Origin of the sequence: Chitinophaga sp. MM2321, assembly GCF_964033635.1 — a bacterium.
Taxonomy (GTDB): Bacteria; Bacteroidota; Bacteroidia; order Chitinophagales; family Chitinophagaceae; genus Chitinophaga.
This window is the reverse complement of record NZ_OZ035533.1, coordinates 2,777,155-2,795,619: the sequence shown is the minus strand read 5'-3', so window position 1 is coordinate 2,795,619 and position 18,465 is coordinate 2,777,155. Positions and strand designations below refer to the sequence as shown.

Here is an 18,465-nt window from a genome sequence, read left to right as displayed (position 1 = left end):
CAAAAAAATGGAACGAATACACACGCGGTTTTTTATACAGTTATTATTTGTCTGCCTCATGATGGCAGGAATCGGGTGCGGGGATGTAAATACAACACATCATCCCACAGCAGGTGAACGGGCGCTTGCCTCCTTGTTACCTGTGCCGCAACAGGCGAAGTTTTCAGCCGATACATTTTTACTGGATGATAACTGGCATGTTGAAGCAACAGCCAACGGGGAAGATCGTCCGGCCTTTGAAAGTTTGATGGAAGGATTGGGTGAAAAGAAGATGCACTTAAAGTCATTGCCTGCCGGCGATGCGGCGAGTGCGTCACCCGTTATCAGGCTGGTAGTGAAGGCCGGATCGGTACCCATACAACCCACCGTTGATACCAGCCGCACTTCGCTGGAAAAGCAAGCCTACCAGTTAACATTGGATGCTGCCGGCATTACGGTGACAGCCAACGCATCACAAGGGCTGTACTATGGCGTGCAAACGCTGTTACAATTAATAAATGCATCCGGAGAGAAAGTATGGCTACCAAAAGGTGAAATAACTGATTGGCCCGAACTGAATGTGAGAATGATATACTGGGATGATGCACATCATCTTGAAAAGATGGATGCTTTAAAACGGATCATCCGGCAGGCAGCCTTTTACAAGATCAATGCGTTTGCCATCAAGCTGGAAGGTCACTTTATGTTTAAAAGCGCCCCGGCATTGGTAGAACCCTACGCTTTATCAGCGGAGGAATACCAGGAACTAACCGATTATGCAAAAGCGCATTATGTAGACGTGGTACCTTACCTGGATGCACCGGCGCACGTAGCTTTCATCTTAAAGCATCCGGAATATGCCGGTCTGCGGTTGTATCCCGATAATAACTATCAATTCTCCGTTACCAATCCGGGCACGGAAAAGTTGTTGAAAGGCATGTTCGGCGATTTGATGGACGCTAACAAAGGCGGCAAAATGGTATTGTTTTCTACAGACGAAGCATATTACACCGGCAAGGGTGGTGATGAAATTGCCGCCGCAAAAAAACTGGGCAGTAATGGCCGTTTGTTGGCAAAGTTTATTTCAACGATAGGAGATTGGTTACATGAACAGGGAAGAACCGTGATGTTCTGGGGCGAATTTCCGATAGCGCCGGAAGATATTCCCGCGGTGCCTGCACATATGGTAAACGGCGTATACAGTAAAGAGGTGGCTGCACTTTATCAAAAACAAGGGTTGCGTCAGTTTATTTACACGGCTACGCAGGGTGCGGAACCTATTTTCCCAAATTACTATCCGTCACATACAAAAGACACCGTGATGGAAGATGGTAGCGACAGATCCTCCAACCGCGTAGGCGCCATGCTGAAAGAAATTACGACCGCTATTAATGATAAGCAATCCACGTTTATGGGCGTTGTAATAGCTGGTTGGGCGGATGCCGGTTTGCATCCGGAAACCTTCTGGCTGGGGTATGCTACCGGCACAGCAGCCGGTTGGAACTATCACGGCGCTACTGCAGCTGATCTGACTTCCCGTTTTTATAATTCCTTTTACGGTACTTCAGCGGTTGATATAGACACGATCTACAGGCTATTGAGTACACAGGCTGAGTTCTTTGATCAGAGCTGGAATTGGGGCCCTTCTCAACTAAGAAAACCAATCCTGGGTAATTCCTATGGAATACTGGACACCGCCAAACCAGCCTTCGACCAGTTTCTGCCCATGCTGCCTGTACCTGCTGCCAACAGTTTGAAACCTGCTTTTGACTGGGATACAGCGAATGAACAGCGTTTGAAACTGGCCACAAAGTTTTTGAAAGAGAATAATGAATTGCAGGATTTGCTGCAACGCAATAAAGAACTACAGGTGCGGCACCCCTACAACCTGGAAGTATTAACAAGTGTAGCAGCACTATGCAGACAAAACCTGGAAATGCTGTTACAGTTACAACAGATCAACGGTTTACTGAAAACCGCTGCGGTAAATGCTATCGGAGATGCAACAACTGCTGTAGCAATGATCGACTCCGCATTGAATGTGGCTGCCGCAATAAAAACACAGCGGGATGAAATGCTGTCTTCCCTCGCAGCGGTTTGGCATAAAGACTGGCAACCGTTAGTGAAAGAAGCTAATGGCCGTACTTTGTTGTTGGCTGTAGATGATATAAAGGACCACCAGCCTGGCCGCACCATTGATTTGAGTTACCTGATCTACCGGCAGCTGCATTATCCTTTAGGGAAATGGGCCGGGGAGGTGAGTAAGGTAAGGAATGCCTATGCCGTTAAAAATAAATTACCTGTAAGACAAGAAAGTTTACAGTGGGAAACGTATTAGTAGCAACTTGTAATAGCTGCTACCATACTATGTTCTATCAGGTTAGGTAGTAGCTGTTACCTTACTGCAAAAAAATAAATTTATCAATCAGGACCGGCCCCAAAAGTCCTGATTGATAATTTACCCTATAATTAAGCCAATTTTATCCTGCCCCTTATCCCATTTTAGTGCTTAATTTGACATTGCCTTTCACTATTGATCAGGCCACGTCTATGAATTATAAATTTGTTTTCACCTGTTTCGCCTTTTTTTTCATAACAGGCCTACAGGCCCAGCAAGCTACTTTAACGATTAAAGTGATCACACCGCCAAAAACACCTCCGCAGGATACCTTGCTGGTGATTGGCGACAAACCGGTATGGGGTAACTGGATCTATCCACGGAGTGCGCGTATGGTTAAATTAAACGACAGCACCTGGACACAGGAAAACCATTTCGCGGTGAATACCCCCGTAAGTTTCAAAATCACCAGGGGATCTTATTACAAAGAAGCATTGTATAACAACAACGGGCAAATCCCTGCTGCTACCTCGTTTAACCTGGTGAGGGATACTACGGTTGTGATCAGACCCAGCAACTGGAATGATCTTTACCAGAGAAGTATCACCGGAATAGTAAGATATCATCATCATTTCAGCAGCCCTTTATTAAAAAATACCCGCGATGTAGTGGTTTGGCTTCCGCCATCCTATTTTACTTCGCCGCAAAAAAGGTATCCGGTGCTGTATGCACACGATGGACAAAACATTTTTGATCATACAGGTGGTGGCGCCGGCGATGAATGGCATATGGACGAAGTAGCCGACAGTCTTATCAGGAGCGGCAGTACCGAAGAATTTATCATCGTGGGGATGGCCAATACAAAAGATCGTTGGGTGGAATATTCAGGTACACCGGAAGGCTATAACTATGTAACATTTATTGCCACCGAGCTGAAACCTTTTATTGATAACCATTACCGGACAAAAAAGGATAAAGCCAATACCGCTGCTATCGGTTCATCTATGGGTGGGCTGATCTCTTTCTACATGGTATGGTGGTATCCGGAAGTATTTTCAAAAGCAGCCTGTCTTTCCAGTGGTTTCTATTTTGATGACGGCCATATTTTAAACAAGGCGGATACCTCCACGGCACGGTTGAATGGCAGTAAAATTTACCTCGATTGTGGTGGCCAGGACCTCGATAAAGATTTTTTACCGGATAATGAACATATGCACCAGGTATTGTTAAGGAATAAGTCGATAAAGCTGCAATACGAGTACTTCCCAGCCGATAAACACAATGAGTTTGCCTGGGCAAACCGGCTTTATATGCCACTTACATTCTTGTTCGGAAAAAGTAAATAAATAACTAAATAATCAAATAAACAGGATGCCGATTAATTGTAAAGCCGCAGTAACCAATGGCAAGGGTGATTTTTTTATCGATGAGATACAGGTAGCTGATCCCGGACCGGATGAAGTGCTGGTACAGGTGAAGGCTGCAGGATTATGCCACACTGATTACGACTCGCTGAGCTGGAACAAAACCATGATCATCGGGCATGAAGGCGCGGGTGTTATTGTGAAAACTGGCGCACAGGTAACGGGGTTACAGGTGGGTGATAAAGTAATGTTGAACTGGGCAATGCCTTGCGGACATTGTTTCCAGTGTGAAGAAGGCAATCAGCATATTTGTGAGAATAATTCGCCCGTTACAGGAGGACAGCATGGACCCAATGGCGGTCATGCGCATGCGATGGGCAGTACTTTGAAGGGGATACCTGTGGAACGCTCCTTTAACCTGGGTACGCTGGCAGAATACACGCTGGTAAAAGCCGCTGCCGTGGTATTAAATGCCTCGGATAAAATGTCGTTTGAAGCGGCCAGTATCATCGGTTGCGGTGTGATGACCGGTTACGGTTCTGTGATCAATGCGGCCAAAGTGAAGCCAGGCAGCAGCGTGGTGGTATTGGGCACCGGTGGCGTTGGACTCAGCGTGATCCAGGGGGCAAAAGTGGCCGGTGCCGGAAAGATCATCGCTATTGATATTAATCCCCGTCGCCTGGAAATGGCAGCAGCTTTTGGCGCTACCGATATTATACTGGCTGATAAGGCTGATACGGGGCTTTTACAGGCCGCTGCTAAGGTGAAGGCGTTAACGGCTAACCGTGGAGCTGATTATGCCTTTGAATGCACTGCTATTCCCCAGTTAGGCGCCGCGCCGCTGGCAATGGTACGCAATGCCGGAACTGCCGTGCAGGTAAGTGGTATAGAACAGGAAATACCATTTGATATGAACCTCTTTGAGTGGGATAAAATATATATCAACCCATTGTATGGTAAATGTAAACCCCAGACCGATTTTCCGGCCATTACTGCATTATACAACGAAGGGCGCTTCCTGCTGGAAGAAATGATCACACGCCGGTATGCACTCCAGGATTTAAAACAGGCTTTTGATGATATGTTACAGGGCAGAAATGCAAAAGGTGTCATCATTTTTTAATAGCAACAATAGTATATGTCAAAATTCAGAACGGTAGAAATATCCAACCCGGCTTTCGAACAACAGCATCTTCGGTTTCTCACGGTAAAAACAGCCTCGCTTAAAGGGCGGGGTGATATCTGTATTTTTGTTCCTCCCGGCATCACAGATCTTTCAGATCTGCCGGTTTGTATTTTATTGCATGGGGTGTATGGAAGTGCCTGGAGCTGGGCTTTCTGCGCAGGTATACACCTGCGGGCCAAAGAAATGATGGAAAGAAAAGAGATAAAGCCAATGCTGATTGCGATGCCATCAGACGGCCTTTGGGGCGATGGTTCTGCTTATCTTCCACATCATCAGCTCGATTTTGAAAAATGGATTGCCACAGACGTGCCGGAAGTATTAATTGAATCCTTCCCACAAGTATCAGAAAAATCCCCATTTTTTATTGCGGGCTTGTCAATGGGCGGATTTGGCGCATTGCGCATCGGCGCAAAATATAATGAACGGTTTAAAGCGATGGCCGGGCATTCTTCCATAACAATGCTGGAACAAATGAAACTGTTTGTAGAAGAGGACCTGCAAGGCTATACACAAAATGATCCGACCAGTGAAAACGTATTGGATACCATGCTAAAATACAAGGACAGGTTACCGCCTTTTCGTTTTGATTGCGGTAATACGGATTTATTGATCGCTGATAACCGGCTGTTGCATCAACAGCTCCAGGAAAACAACATTCCTCATCTGTATGAAGAATTTGAAGGGGGGCACGAATGGCCTTACTGGGAAAAGCATGTCATCCGTACCTTGCAGTTTTTTGATGCACAAATGGTGTAATCAGTCGTCGTGTATATTGTCCATGAATTTTTTGCGGTAATGCAGCGGACTTAACTGCATTTTTGACCGGAACATTTTATAAAAATGAGAAACATCGCCAAAGCCACTGTCGAATGAGATTTCCGATATGGATTTATCGGTTTGTATCAATTGCTGCGTAGCGTAATTGAGGCGATAATGAATAACCGTTTCCATAAAGGTCTTACGGGTTATCTTCTTAAAATATTTACAAAAGGCGCTGGGTGTCATATGTGCAATCGCAGCTACTTTTTCCAGGGATACCTGTTCCCTGAAATGCTCTACGAGATATGCATATACGGCATTGATCCTTTCCTGTTCAGATGTAGAGCGTTCTGCAATGGTACTTTGCGTATCCAGCAGGTGGTAATCAGTAGTAACAGCAAGACTTTGCAGGATATCCATCAAGCCGATAAATATCCTGAAATTATTGGGCTGTTCCGCCAGTTTAAGTAGTTGCTGTTGTATTAATTGTTGTGTTTTACTACTAAAGCTTATTCCGCAGCTGCTGTTTTGCAGGAGATTTTTGATATTAACAAATTCTGCTTTATCAAAAAATCCTTCTCCCATAAAATCATTGGTAAACTGTACAACAATGGCGCTGCCTACCTGCTGTTTGTGGGTGTCCTGGTTAAGTTTCCAGCAATGAGGAAGCTTGGGGCCCAATAAAATAAGATCCCCTTCTTCATAATCGGTCATATGGTTACCGATAAAGCGTTTGCCTTTGCCTTCTAAAATAGTAGTGAGTTCATATTCTGTATGAAAATGATAAGGTGCATCAAAGGCCGATTTATTAAATCTCCGCAGTAAAAAAGATTGTCCGTTTGTCGGATTCAGTACTTCACAAGACGCTTTTAGCATATCTATTTTATTCTGATTTTATTCTAAAAGTATCGATTTTATTTCAAAGATGCCAAAATACACCATGTTTATTCCAATTTATTCATTCTGAAGGTTACAAATGAAACATACATTTGAGTTAAGCGAAAACAACAATACAACGCGGGATAAACACTAACTGGATGAAGATAAATAATTCCACGATACAACTAAAGGCATGCATTTTTGATCTGGATGGTGTATTAGTTGATACTGCTATATATCATTATAAAGCATGGAAAAAAATGGCCAACCAGCTTGGCTTCGATTTTACGGAAAAACAGAATGAATCCTTAAAAGGCATCAGTCGCGACGAATCTTTGAAATTGATACTGGAATGGGGCGGACTTTCAATACCACCGCATACGATGGCGGAACTGGCGGAACAAAAAAACAACTGGTACACCGCTATGATCAGTACCATGACGCCGCAGGAGGTGTTGCCGGGTGCAATAGCCTTGCTTACCGCAGTACGCGAAAACGGCATAAAAACAGCTTTGGGTTCAGTCAGTAAAAATGCAGGGCTGATATTAGAACATACAGGACTCGCCCGTTTTTTTGATGCAATCGTAGACGGCAATATGGGATTGACATCCAAACCCGATCCGGCAGTTTTTTTAAAAGGCGCGGAGTTATTACAGGAAGCACCGGTTAATTGCCTGGTATTTGAAGATGCGGTGGCTGGGGTGAAAGCGGCACTGACAGCAGGAATGAAGGTAATAGGGGTAGGAGAGGAAGCGGTACTGAAAGATGCGGACCTGGTGGTAAAAGATCTTTCAGAAATAACCCTGGAAGAGATTAGGAATCATTACCATATTATAGCTGCAGACAGTTTGTCATGATGCCCGCCGGTATTTTATATTTGATTAAATGAATAAAACCACATATAATGAATAACAATACAACCACGTTACCGGATCTGAACAATTTTATTAACATTTCAGATGATCAAACCCAGCAATTTTCCAGGGACGGACACATTTTTATTCCTGGAATACTTAGTAAGGAGGAAGTAGCAGCCTACCGCGATGTAATTGTTGAAGCAGCGGATAAGTATAACAGCGAAACCAGGAAACTAGCTGACCGTGATACTTATGGTAAAGCGTTTTTGCAGATCATGAATCTCTGGCGCAACGACGAACGGGTGAAAAAATTCATATTGGCCAAACGTTTTGGTAAAATAGCCGCAGATCTTTTAGGCGTTAAAAATGTTCGTATTTATCACGATCAGGCACTGTTCAAGGAACCGGGCGGTGGTCCTACTCCCTGGCACCAGGATCAGAACTACTGGCCGTTGGATACCAACAAAACAATTACCATGTGGATGCCGTTGGTAGATTTAGCGGATGCAGATATGGGCATGCTCACTTTTGCCTCCGGCTCTCAGATAAAAGGTAATGTGTTTGATCATGTTATTTCTGATGAATCAGAAGATGCTTTTGATAATTATGTAAAAGATAATGGTTTTGCTATTTCAAGGCCATCATCCATGAAAGCAGGTGATGCTACCTGGCATCATGGATACACCATTCACAATGCACCGGGCAATACATCACAAACAAGGCGCGAAGTGATTACGATTATTTATTATGCAGACGGCGCTACTATCAGTCAGCCGAAGCATAAATGGCAGGAAAATGATCTGGAGAAATGGTTGTTGGGAAAGGCTGTCGGTACGCTGGCAGATTCGGAACTGAATCCGACCATATTATAATAGCTTTCAGGAACCAACCGTCATTATCCCTTGAATATTGATAGACACAGTTTATAGAAATCAATCGTGGCGCCGGCGATCACCAATAGCCGGCGTCACCTGATTGCCTACCGACCATATCTGTATGTTAAGCTGAAGGAACAGACAGTATAACCAACTTAAACGCAGGAAACGTTATGAAAAAAAACTACCACAGGAAGTATGGATTGCTATGCATGTTTATGCTGTCCGTACTGATAGCATCTGCTCAAACCGGGCGTATCAGCGGCCGTGCTTTTGGAGAGGAACAACAGAGTTTACCTGGTGTCACCATTTTATTGGAAGGCACTAATCTGGGCGCTTCTTCCGGCTCAAACGGCGAGTTTACCATCAACGGTATAAAACCCGGTACCTATACTGTCAGGGCACAGTATATTGGTTATGTCACACAAAGTACAGCGATTACAGTAAAGGAAGGAGACAATCATCTTGATTTCAACTTAGAAAATGAAGCCTCCGCTTTAAATGAAGTGGTGGTAATTGGCTATGGTACCCAACGGAAAAAAGACCTGACAGGGGCCATTGCTACCGTTACCGCAGCCGATTTTAATCCAGGCTCTATTACTTCACCGCAGCAGTTAATATCCGGTAAAGTAGCTGGTGTGCAGGTCATTTCAAGTGGCGGCGCACCCGGCGCAGGTAGTACCATCCGTATCAGGGCCGGTGCTTCCCTGAATTCCAGTAACGATCCGCTGATCGTGATTGATGGGGTACCGTTAGATAACAAAGGTGTCGCCGGTTTAAGCAACCCGCTAAGTGTTGTTAATCCAAATGACATCGAATCTTTCAGTATTCTAAAAGATGCTTCCGCAGCCGCCATCTATGGCAGCAGGGCCTCTAATGGGGTGATCATCATCACCACCAAAAAAGGTCTGGCTGGTGGCAAATTGAAAGTAAATATTAATTCATTACAGTCTGTATCGCAGAAAACCGGTATACTGGATGTACTGTCAGCCGATCAATACAGAACCGCTTTAACGCAGTACCTCGATCAGACAGAAGCCGATCCTGCTGCAAGGCAGGCGAAACTGGGCCTGATGGGCAACGCCAATACCAACTGGCAGAATGAAATATACCAGACTGCCTTCAAAACCGATAATACAGTGAGCCTCAGCGGTGGCATCAAAGGATTGCCTTACCGTTTGTCGCTCGGTTATCTGAACGAGGCCGGTATTTTAAAAACATCCGATTTCGACCGGGTATCCGGCGCTTTAAACCTGAGTCCCAAATTTTTTGATAATCATTTAAGCGTAAATGCCAATTTTAAAGGAACAATGACCAAATCCCGTTTCGCCAATACCGGCGCTATCGGTGCTGCGGCAGCCTTTAATCCCACCTTACCGGTGTACGCAGCTCCTTATGATCCTTCCCAACCGGAATCAGCTACCAATACTAACCTGGGCGGCTATACGGAATGGGTAGACAATAAAGGCGTTCCCCTTCAACTGGCGGGTAAAAACCCCGTAAGCATGCTGGAACAGGAGCGTAACAATGCTAACGCCAACCGAAGCATCGGAAATCTGCAACTGGATTATAAGTTTCATTTTCTGCCTGAGTTGCGTGCTAATCTGAATGTGGGCTATGATGTATCAAAAAGTGATGGAACAGATATCCTGCCTCCCACACTGGCAGCTGCCTACACACTCAAAGGAACTTCTTCCCACTACTGGCAGAACAGGAAAAATAAATTACTCGATTTCTACTTTAACTATGTTAAAGATATTACCAGCATCAGCAGCAGAATTGATGTTACCGCTGGATACGCCTACCAGGACTGGATTATAGATGAACCTGCCATCGTAATTGTAAGTGGCATTGGCAACGATCCGGCACGTAATCCTACCAAAACACAAAATACCCTGATTTCTTATTTCGGGCGCGTAAATTATACGTTTAAAGATAAGTATGTATTAACCGGTACCATACGGACAGATGGTTCTTCCAGGTTCGCACCGGAAAACCGCTGGGGTATTTTCCCTTCCGGCGCAATTGCCTGGGATATCAAACAGGAGTCTTTCCTGAAAGAATCCAATGCGCTGTCGCAGTTGAAACTGAGAATTGGTTATGGTAAAACCGGTCAACAGGATGTAACCTCCAATGATTATCCTTACTTAGCCGGGTACAACAAAAGTGATGATGCCACTACATATCCAATGGGTGGTGTTTATTATAATATGCTGCGCCCTAATGCATATGATCAGCATATTAAATGGGAAGAAACCAACACCTTTAATACCGGAATTGACTTTGGCTTTATGGATGGCAGAATCAGTGGTAGCGTGGATTACTTTATCCGCAAAACAAATAACCTGATCAGCAGGGTGGTTACCGCTACCGGCTCCAACTTCTCCAATTTCATATTAACGAATGTGGGTGATATGGAAAATAAAGGGATAGAATTTAACCTGAACGCTACGCCTGTAAAAACGGCAACAGTTAATTGGGACCTGAATTTTAACCTGACCCATTATGATAACAAGATCACCAATCTTACTTTATCAGGAAAAGACGATCCAACTTCTCCGGGTACACCAGCCGGCGCCACCAGTTTTACCGGCACCAGTCTGCAATATCATAAAGTGGGCTATGCACCGTATACCTACTACATACAAAAACAATTGTACGATGCCAAAGGAAAACCCATCGAAGGCTCTTATGCAGATATAAACGGTAATGGTACATCGGAGGAAACGGATTTTTATCACCATAAATCTCCCAATCCAACATTACTGCTGGGACTGAGTTCCAACCTGGCCTATAAGAAGCTGAGTCTTGGATTTACCATGCGTGCCAACCTGGGCGCCTACAACTACAACAGTGTAGCCGCCAATACCGGTTATGGTGATGCACTTTCTTTCGCCAACTTCCTGGCGAATGCATCGGGTAGCATTAATAAAACCAATTTTTTACATAACAGGCAGACATCAGATTATTATATAGAGAATGCATCTTTCCTGCGCATGGATAATCTTAACCTGGCTTATCATTTTGGTAAGATAGGTAAGCAGGTGGATCTGACCCTCTCTGCCAACGTACAGAATTTATTCGTTGTTACCGGTTATTCCGGTCTTGATCCTGAAGTGTCTAATGGTATTGATAATAACTTTTATCCCAGGCCACGAATTTATTCATTAGGTATTAACCTTGGTTTATAACCTGTAAAGAATGAAAATTATGAAACGAAACAATATCAATAGCTTTTTATTATCACTGGTGCTGTTGCTGCTGGCTTCTTCCTGTTCAAAGGATCTTGACCGTAAACCTTTTTACGATATTACCACAGCAAGTGTGTTCACTGATTTCAGTAATTACAAGGAGTTAATAGCGAAAGCCTATGGAGGGCTGGCGCTGACAGGCCAGGTGACCGGAGACGGTAACGCTGATATAGGTGGGGTAGATGTGGGTTATTTAAGGGGTTACTGGCAAATGCAGGAACTCAGTACAGATGAAGCCCGCATCGCCTGGAATGACCAGTATTTATTACCTATGCACGGACTGGACTGGACATCGCAAAACCTGTTGCTGGGCGCCATGTACAACCGTATTTATTTGCAGGTAATGTATTGCAACGAGTTTCTGCGTCAGACAACAGATACAAAACTGAAGGACAACGGTATTACAGGAGACAATGCCGTTACTGTTAAAAGATACCGTGCTGAAATGCGTTTTTTACGTGCCTACAGCTACTGGCATGCGATAGACATGTTTGGGAATGTACCTTTTGTGACGGAAGAAGATCCGGTAGGCGCCTTTTTCCCGAAACAAACCAGCCGCAAAGACCTGTTCAACTACGTGGAAGCTGAGCTGAAAGCAATAGATGAAGACCTGGCAGATGCACGTACCAATGAATATCCCCGTGTTGATAAAGCCGCCGCATGGATGCTGCTGGCAAAATTATATCTTAACGCGGAAGTATATACGGGCGCACCACGGTATACCGATGCCATCACCTATTGCAATAAAATAACCGCCGCGGGATATACCCTGGAACCCAAGTTCCAGCACCTTTTCCTGGCAGATAATGATAAAATAACATCCGAGATTATTTTCAGAATAGCACAGGATGGTATTCACTCAAAAACATATAATGGTACCACCTTCCTGGTGCATGCAGCAGTGGGCGGGAGCATGGATGCCGTCAATGATTTCGGTATTGATGGCGGATGGTACGGTTTGCGCACCACCAAGAATATCGTAAACCTCTTTGCGGATATCACTGGTAATACAGATAGCCGCGCCATGTTCCACCCCGACGGTCAAAACCTGGAAATGAACAGTATTGCCAATTTCGCGGACGGATATCCTGTTACGAAATGGCGGAATGTAACGTCAACAGGCGCCGGCGGATCAGATAAAGTTTTTGTGGATACAGACTTCCCCGTGTTCCGCCTGGGAGATGTATACCTGATGTATGCAGAAGCTGTGCTGCGTGGCGGTACAGGAGGCAGTGCTGCTACTGCCCTGGAGTATGTCAATCGTTTAAGGGAGCGCGCCTATGGCAACACTTCCGGTAACGTTAAAACAGAACAGCTTACACTCGATTTTATGCTGGATGAACGTGGACGTGAACTGATGTGGGAAGGACAACGTCGTACAGACCTGATCCGCTTTGGAAAATATACCGGCGCCAATTATGTATGGCCCTGGAAAGGAAATACCAAAGACGGAAAAGGAGTGGAATCTTACCGCACCATTTTCCCGTTACCAGCCGCAGATATGATCGCCAATCCAAACCTGGTGCAGAACCAGGGTTATAATTAAGCATAATTAGTGTTAGTGTATGAAGAGCCATATTAAGACAGACGAATGGAATATCATTGAAGAAGGATTTGATGCCGCATTGAATAAATATGCGGAAAGCATTTTCAGCCTGGGCAACGGCTGTATGGGACAACGGGCCAATTTTGAGGAAGCTTATACTGGCAGCAGTTTGCAGGGCAACTACATAGCAGGTGTATATTACACAGATAAAACCCGGGTAGGCTGGTGGAAAAACGGCTACCCGGAGTATGCGGCCAAAGTATTGAACGCCGCTAACTGGATAGGAATTGATATACAGATCGGTACAGAAACATTAGACCTGCATCAGTGCAACATCAGCAGCTTTAAACGCGTGCTTCATATGAAGGAAGGTTACCTGGAAAGAACTTTCACGGCGACCTTAAAGGATGGGAGAGAGATATCGGTGAAGGCTATACGTTTTTGTAGCATAGCAGACGATACAGCGGGGGCCATCCGTTATGGGATTACCCCGCTGAATTTTGATGGTGATATTACCTTTACACCTTTTATTGATGGCGATATCAGGAACCAGGATGCCAACTATGACGAAAAATTCTGGGAAGAAACAGCAAAGGAAAGCGACAACGAAAGTGCGTACCTCACCATGCGCACGAAGAAAACAAATTTCGATGTTTGTACCGGGATGTATTTTAGTGTAGCCGGGAACGTTACCATAAACAGCACACCTGTTGAAAGAACAAAATTCATCGGCAGGAAGTTTACCGTACACGCTCAAAAGGGCGTTGAAACAGTGTTCTATAAGTATGCGGTCAACATCTCCGGGGAAAATACTTCGGCAGATAAACTGTTATCAATCGCTAAATCAACTATTAAGAATATCACCGCTAAAGGTTTTGACCAGCTGCTGCGCGAGCAGGCCAATGCCTGGGAAGAAAAATGGAAGGAAAGCGATATTGTGATTGAAGGAGATGTGAAAGCACAGCAAGCCATCCGGTTTAATATTTTTCAGCTGAACCAAACCTATACGGGCCGGGATCCTCATCTGAATATCGGCCCGAAAGGTTTTACCGGTGAGAAATACGGTGGCGCCACACACTGGGACACGGAAGCATATTGTGTTCCTTTTTACCTGGCCACTGCTGACCCTAGTGTTACCAAAAATCTGTTGCTTTACCGGTACCATCAACTGGACAAGGCCATTGAAAATGCCCGTAAACTGGGCTTTAATAACGGTGCTGCCCTGTACCCGATGGTGACCATGAATGGTGAAGAATGCCATAACGAATGGGAAATCACTTTTGAAGAGATTCACCGGAACGGCGCAGTTGCATTTGCTATCTATAATTATGTCCGCTACACCGGCGACGAAACATACCTGGTGGATTACGGCCTGGAAGTACTGACAGGCATCGCCCGTTTCTGGAGTCAGCGGGTAAACTGGAGCGAGGCGCGCAACAAATATGTGATGCTGGGCATAACAGGCCCCAACGAATATGAAAACAATGTTAATAATAACTGGTACACCAATACAATCGCCGCATGGTGCCTGGAATATGCACTTGAAACGATTGAAACGGTAAAACAAGCGGCCCCGCAGCAGTTTATGCTGCTGGTACAAAAACTTGATTTTAAAGAAGCCGCAGAAACCGACAGGTGGAAACATATCATTGACAATATGTATTATCCGGTAGAGGAAACACTGGATATCTATCTGCAACAGGATGGCTACATGGATAAAGAACAGATCCTGGTAAAAGACCTGCCGGAAACAGACCGGCCATTGAACCAGCAATGGAGCTGGGACCGTATTCTAAGATCCTGCTACATTAAACAGGCCGATGTATTACAGGGGATTTATTTTTTTGAAGATAGATATGATATAGATACCATTCGCCGGAACTTTGAATTTTACGAACCAAGAACGGTACATGAAAGCTCGTTGTCACCCTGTGTACACGCCATTTTAGCTGCAAAACTGGGAAAAGAACAACAGGCATACGAATTCTATTTACGCACCGGTCGCCTGGACCTGGATGATTACAATAATGATACGGATGATGGCTTGCACATCACCTCTATGGCTGGCACCTGGATGAGTGTGGTGGAGGGTTTTGCAGGAATGCGGGTACATAACGGACAGTTACATTTTAATCCTTTCCTGCCGGAAAAATGGGCGTCATTCTCCTTTAATATTATCTTCAGGGGTGCGGTACTTAACATCCGTATAACAAAAACAGGGGTGCATATCAGTAACCTTTCCGGTAAAGAAACCGATATTTATGTATACGGACGGTTATATGAACAATCATCCGTTATTCATCCTGTGCATGCATGATTTCCCCATCATTTGTAATCAGTAAATTTTTTAAATGATAGTTAAAAAGCCTGCTTTATCGACGATCCGGATTTGGAATATGAGCCTGGGCTTTTTAGGCATACAGTTTGGCTTCGCCCTGCAAACGGGAAATGCTTCCCGTATACTGCAAACCTTTGGCGCTGAAGTGGAACACCTGCCGTTATTCTGGCTGGCAGCGCCCATCACAGGGATGATCATACAGCCGTTGATAGGATATTACAGTGACCGCACCTGGACATGGCTGGGCAGACGCAGGCCCTTCTTTTTGTTCGGCGCATTTTTAGCGGCCCTCTCTTTGATATTGATGCCCAATTCTTCCGTATTTGCGGTGCTATTACCACCGGTATTAATCGGCGCCGGTATGCTCATGCTCATGGATGCTTCTTTTAATATTGCCATGGAGCCATTCCGTGCACTGATAGCAGATAATTTACCGGAAAGTCAGTATAGTAAAGGATTCTCAATACAAACTTTTTTAATCAGTATCGGTGCTATTTTAGGTTCTTTATTTCCTTATTTACTGGCCAACTATTTTGGTATTGCCAAAACAGCACCGCAGGGAGAGATACCCGATAACGTGCTTTACTCGTTTTATGCAGGTGCGGTATTGATGTTGCTTACGTTGTTGTGGACCGTTGTTACCACGAAGGAGTATACGCCGCAGGAACGTGCTGCATTTCATCCGGCAGAAAAAAATATCCCTGAAAGAAAGGGCGTATTATCCATATTCACCGACTTTGGGAAAATGCCCCATACCATGGCGCAGTTAGGACTGGTGCAGTTTTTTTCCTGGTTCGGGTTATTTGCCATGTGGATCTACATGACACCCGCTGTGGTAGAACATGTATATAAATTAGCACCGGGAGATACCGTTTCCGTAAAGTATGCGGATGCCGGTAACTGGGTCGGTATATTATTCGGTATCTATAATACGGTGGCGGCAGTGTATGCCCTTTTCCTGCCTGCCATAGCCAGGCTCACCAGCAAAAAAGTGGCGCATGCTATTTCTTTGGTGGCCGGCGGCGTGGGCTTGTTATCTATTTATTTTATTGATGATCCCCGTTTGCTGATCATTTCCATGATAGGCGTAGGGCTGGCGTGGGGAAGCATTCTGGCAATGCCGTATGCTATTTTATCCACGGCTATTCCGGCAAAAAAAATGGGTGTATACATGGGCATCTTCAATTTCTTTATCACACTGCCACAAATGGTGATCGGATTTTTTGGTGGCATGCTCATCAAAAATATGTTTCATAACCAGGCTATTTATGCACTGGTATTGGCGGGCATCTTTATGCTTTGCGGTGCCTTGTCTGTTATATTTATCAGGGAGAAGAATAAAAGTGAGGTCGCTCCTGAAGCGGCGGTAATTGCACCGACGCAATCATTATAAAAATTATTACCCAATGGCTGAAAATACATATGATGCAATTGTGATAGGCTCCGGTATCAGTGGCGGATGGGCTGCTAAAGAGCTGACAGAAAAAGGGCTGAAAACCATCATGCTGGAACGCGGGCGTAATGTGGAACATGTGAAAGACTATGTAAACGCCATGAAAGCGCCCTGGGAATACCCGCATCGCGGCGGCCGCACCAAAGAAATGGAGAAGGATTACCCCGTGCTGGCGCGTGATATGTTCCTCAATGAAACCAACCTGGAGTACTGGGTCAATGAAAAGGAGAGTCCCTACACGGAAATAAAACGTTTCGACTGGTGGCGGGGTTACCAGGTAGGTGGCCGCTCTTTGATATGGGGCCGTCAGAGCTACCGGCTCAGTGACCTCGATTTTGAAGCCAATCTAAAAGATGGGATTGCAGTTGACTGGCCGATCCGCTATAAAGATTTAGCGCCGTGGTATGATCATGTGGAGAAATTTGCCGGCATCAGCGGCGCCAGGGATGGCATTCCGCAGTTACCGGACGGACAGTATCTGCCACCTATGGAAATGAACTGCGGCGAAAAACATGTAGCCGATCATATCAACAGCTATTATAAAGGCAAAAGAAATTTTATTATCGGTCGTACGGCTAACCTGTCGGAAGCCGTTACAGGGCGCACCAAATGCCAGTACCGCAACAAATGCTCCATGGGGTGCCCTTACGGCGCTTACTTCAGCACACAGTCCAGTACCTTACCGGCGGCCAGGGCAACCGGTAATTTAACTCTGCGACCCGATGCTATTGTTACCCGTATTTTATACAATAAGGATACAAAGAAAGCTACCGGTGTGGAAATTATTGATGCCCACACGAATCAAACCTATGAATACCATGCAAAAGTGATATTCGTATGTGCATCTACGTTAAACAGTGCGTGGGTGCTGATGAATTCAGCCACAGATGTATGGCCCGACGGTCTGGGCAGCAGCAGCGGGGAATTGGGCCATAACCTGATGGATCATCATTACCGCGCAGGCGCTTATGGCATGATAGAAGGCTATGATGATAAGTATTATTTCGGCCGCAGGCCCAATGGTATCTATATCCCCAGGTACCGGAATGTAGGAAATGACAAGCGGGATTATATACGCGGCTTTGGTTACCAGGGACTGGCCAGCCGCGAAGGCTGGAGCCGGGATATCGCTGAAATGAATATCGGTGGCGATTTTAAAGATGCCTTGTCCGAACCCGGTAAATGGGTATTCGGTATGGCCGCTTTTGGTGAAACCTTACCATATCACGATAACAGGGCATTCCTGGATAAAACAAAAAAGGATAAATGGGGATTACCTATACTGGCCATTGATGCAGAGATAAAAGAGAATGAGAAAAAAATGCGCAAGGATATGGTCAATGATGCCGTGGAAATGTTGGAAGTAGCCAAACTGAAAGGAGTGGCCTCTTTTGAACCGGGTTATAACTTTGGTTCTGCTATCCATGAAATGGGTACTGCCCGCATGGGCCGTGATCCTAAAACATCTGTACTGAACGGGCATAACCAGGTATGGGATGCTCCCAATGTATTTGTTACCGACGGCGCCGCCATGGTTTCATCTGCTTGTCAGAATCCATCTCTAACTTATATGGCACTTACCGCAAGAGCGGCGGATTATGCGTTTAATGAGCTGAAAAAAGGCAACCTGTAAAACGAAG

Annotated in this window: 12 protein-coding genes; 11 read left to right on the top strand and 1 reads right to left on the bottom strand. The window is 45.1% G+C overall.

Going from position 1 to position 18,465, the window contains the following annotated elements:
- The first annotated feature begins 7 nt into the window (after positions 1–7).
- The 4 genes from ABQ275_RS10935 to ABQ275_RS10920 all read left to right on the top strand — a co-directional run bounded on the left by ABQ275_RS10935 (position 8) and on the right by ABQ275_RS10920 (position 5,623).
- Positions 8–2,317: a beta-N-acetylhexosaminidase gene (locus tag ABQ275_RS10935; protein ID WP_349318339.1), complete on the top strand. Its 2,310-nt coding sequence runs from the start codon at positions 8–10 to the stop codon at positions 2,315–2,317.
- A 212-nt stretch (positions 2,318–2,529) separates the two neighbouring features.
- Positions 2,530–3,663, top strand: coding sequence for an alpha/beta hydrolase-fold protein (locus ABQ275_RS10930; RefSeq protein ID WP_349318338.1), 1,134 nt, complete (start codon positions 2,530–2,532; stop codon positions 3,661–3,663).
- Positions 3,664–3,688: 25 nt separating this feature from the next.
- Positions 3,689–4,804, top strand: a complete 1,116-nt coding sequence (locus ABQ275_RS10925; protein WP_349318337.1) for an alcohol dehydrogenase catalytic domain-containing protein — start codon at positions 3,689–3,691, stop codon at positions 4,802–4,804.
- Positions 4,805–4,819: 15 nt separating this feature from the next.
- Positions 4,820–5,623: an alpha/beta hydrolase-fold protein gene (locus tag ABQ275_RS10920; RefSeq protein WP_349318336.1), complete on the top strand. Its 804-nt coding sequence runs from the start codon at positions 4,820–4,822 to the stop codon at positions 5,621–5,623.
- Here ABQ275_RS10920 and ABQ275_RS10915 read toward each other — a convergent pair whose 3' ends face one another.
- The gene (locus ABQ275_RS10915; protein ID WP_349318335.1) at positions 5,624–6,502 is read right to left on the bottom strand and encodes an AraC family transcriptional regulator; all 879 of its coding nucleotides are present in this window, start codon (positions 6,500–6,502) and stop codon (positions 5,624–5,626) included.
- 161 nt (positions 6,503–6,663) lie between these two features.
- On the opposite strand from ABQ275_RS10915, the gene pgmB reads away from it, so the two are divergent.
- The 7 genes from pgmB (at position 6,664) to ABQ275_RS10880 (ending at position 18,458) form a co-directional block, all read left to right on the top strand.
- Positions 6,664–7,362 (top strand): beta-phosphoglucomutase, encoded by a 699-nt coding sequence (gene pgmB, locus ABQ275_RS10910; RefSeq protein ID WP_349318334.1) that lies wholly within the window; start codon positions 6,664–6,666, stop codon positions 7,360–7,362.
- Between the two features lie 47 nt (positions 7,363–7,409).
- On the top strand, positions 7,410–8,234 hold the full coding sequence (locus ABQ275_RS10905) for a phytanoyl-CoA dioxygenase family protein (protein WP_349318333.1): 825 nt from the start codon (positions 7,410–7,412) through the stop codon (positions 8,232–8,234).
- Positions 8,235–8,410: 176 nt separating this feature from the next.
- Positions 8,411–11,428 (top strand): SusC/RagA family TonB-linked outer membrane protein, encoded by a 3,018-nt coding sequence (locus tag ABQ275_RS10900; RefSeq protein ID WP_349318332.1) that lies wholly within the window; start codon positions 8,411–8,413, stop codon positions 11,426–11,428.
- A gap of 19 nt (positions 11,429–11,447) precedes the next feature.
- The gene (locus ABQ275_RS10895; protein WP_349318331.1) at positions 11,448–13,034 is read left to right on the top strand and encodes a RagB/SusD family nutrient uptake outer membrane protein; all 1,587 of its coding nucleotides are present in this window, start codon (positions 11,448–11,450) and stop codon (positions 13,032–13,034) included.
- A 19-nt stretch (positions 13,035–13,053) separates the two neighbouring features.
- The gene (locus tag ABQ275_RS10890; protein ID WP_349318330.1) at positions 13,054–15,351 is read left to right on the top strand and encodes a glycoside hydrolase family 65 protein; all 2,298 of its coding nucleotides are present in this window, start codon (positions 13,054–13,056) and stop codon (positions 15,349–15,351) included.
- A gap of 34 nt (positions 15,352–15,385) precedes the next feature.
- Positions 15,386–16,765: an MFS transporter gene (locus ABQ275_RS10885; RefSeq protein ID WP_349318329.1), complete on the top strand. Its 1,380-nt coding sequence runs from the start codon at positions 15,386–15,388 to the stop codon at positions 16,763–16,765.
- Between the two features lie 13 nt (positions 16,766–16,778).
- A complete protein-coding gene (locus tag ABQ275_RS10880; RefSeq protein WP_349318328.1) occupies positions 16,779–18,458 on the top strand; it encodes a GMC family oxidoreductase in 1,680 nt (559 codons plus the stop codon).
- Positions 18,459–18,465 lie beyond the last annotated feature (7 nt).

Bases quoted from the DNA above. Each gene is read 5' to 3' on its own strand.
- ABQ275_RS10925 (WP_349318337.1), top strand. From the start codon at position 3,689: ATGCCGATTAATTGTAAAGCCGCAGTAACCAATGGCAAGGGTGATTTT.
- ABQ275_RS10920 (WP_349318336.1), top strand. From the start codon at position 4,820: ATGTCAAAATTCAGAACGGTAGAAATATCCAACCCGGCTTTCGAACAA.
- pgmB (WP_349318334.1), top strand. From the start codon at position 6,664: ATGAAGATAAATAATTCCACGATACAACTAAAGGCATGCATTTTTGAT.
- ABQ275_RS10895 (WP_349318331.1), top strand. From the start codon at position 11,448: ATGAAACGAAACAATATCAATAGCTTTTTATTATCACTGGTGCTGTTG.
- ABQ275_RS10915 (WP_349318335.1), bottom strand. From the start codon at position 6,502: ATGCTAAAAGCGTCTTGTGAAGTACTGAATCCGACAAACGGACAATCT.
- ABQ275_RS10885 (WP_349318329.1), top strand. From the start codon at position 15,386: ATGATAGTTAAAAAGCCTGCTTTATCGACGATCCGGATTTGGAATATG.
- ABQ275_RS10930 (WP_349318338.1), top strand. From the start codon at position 2,530: ATGAATTATAAATTTGTTTTCACCTGTTTCGCCTTTTTTTTCATAACA.
- ABQ275_RS10900 (WP_349318332.1), top strand. From the start codon at position 8,411: ATGAAAAAAAACTACCACAGGAAGTATGGATTGCTATGCATGTTTATG.
- ABQ275_RS10880 (WP_349318328.1), top strand. From the start codon at position 16,779: ATGGCTGAAAATACATATGATGCAATTGTGATAGGCTCCGGTATCAGT.
- ABQ275_RS10935 (WP_349318339.1), top strand. From the start codon at position 8: ATGGAACGAATACACACGCGGTTTTTTATACAGTTATTATTTGTCTGC.
- ABQ275_RS10890 (WP_349318330.1), top strand. From the start codon at position 13,054: ATGAAGAGCCATATTAAGACAGACGAATGGAATATCATTGAAGAAGGA.
- ABQ275_RS10905 (WP_349318333.1), top strand. From the start codon at position 7,410: ATGAATAACAATACAACCACGTTACCGGATCTGAACAATTTTATTAAC.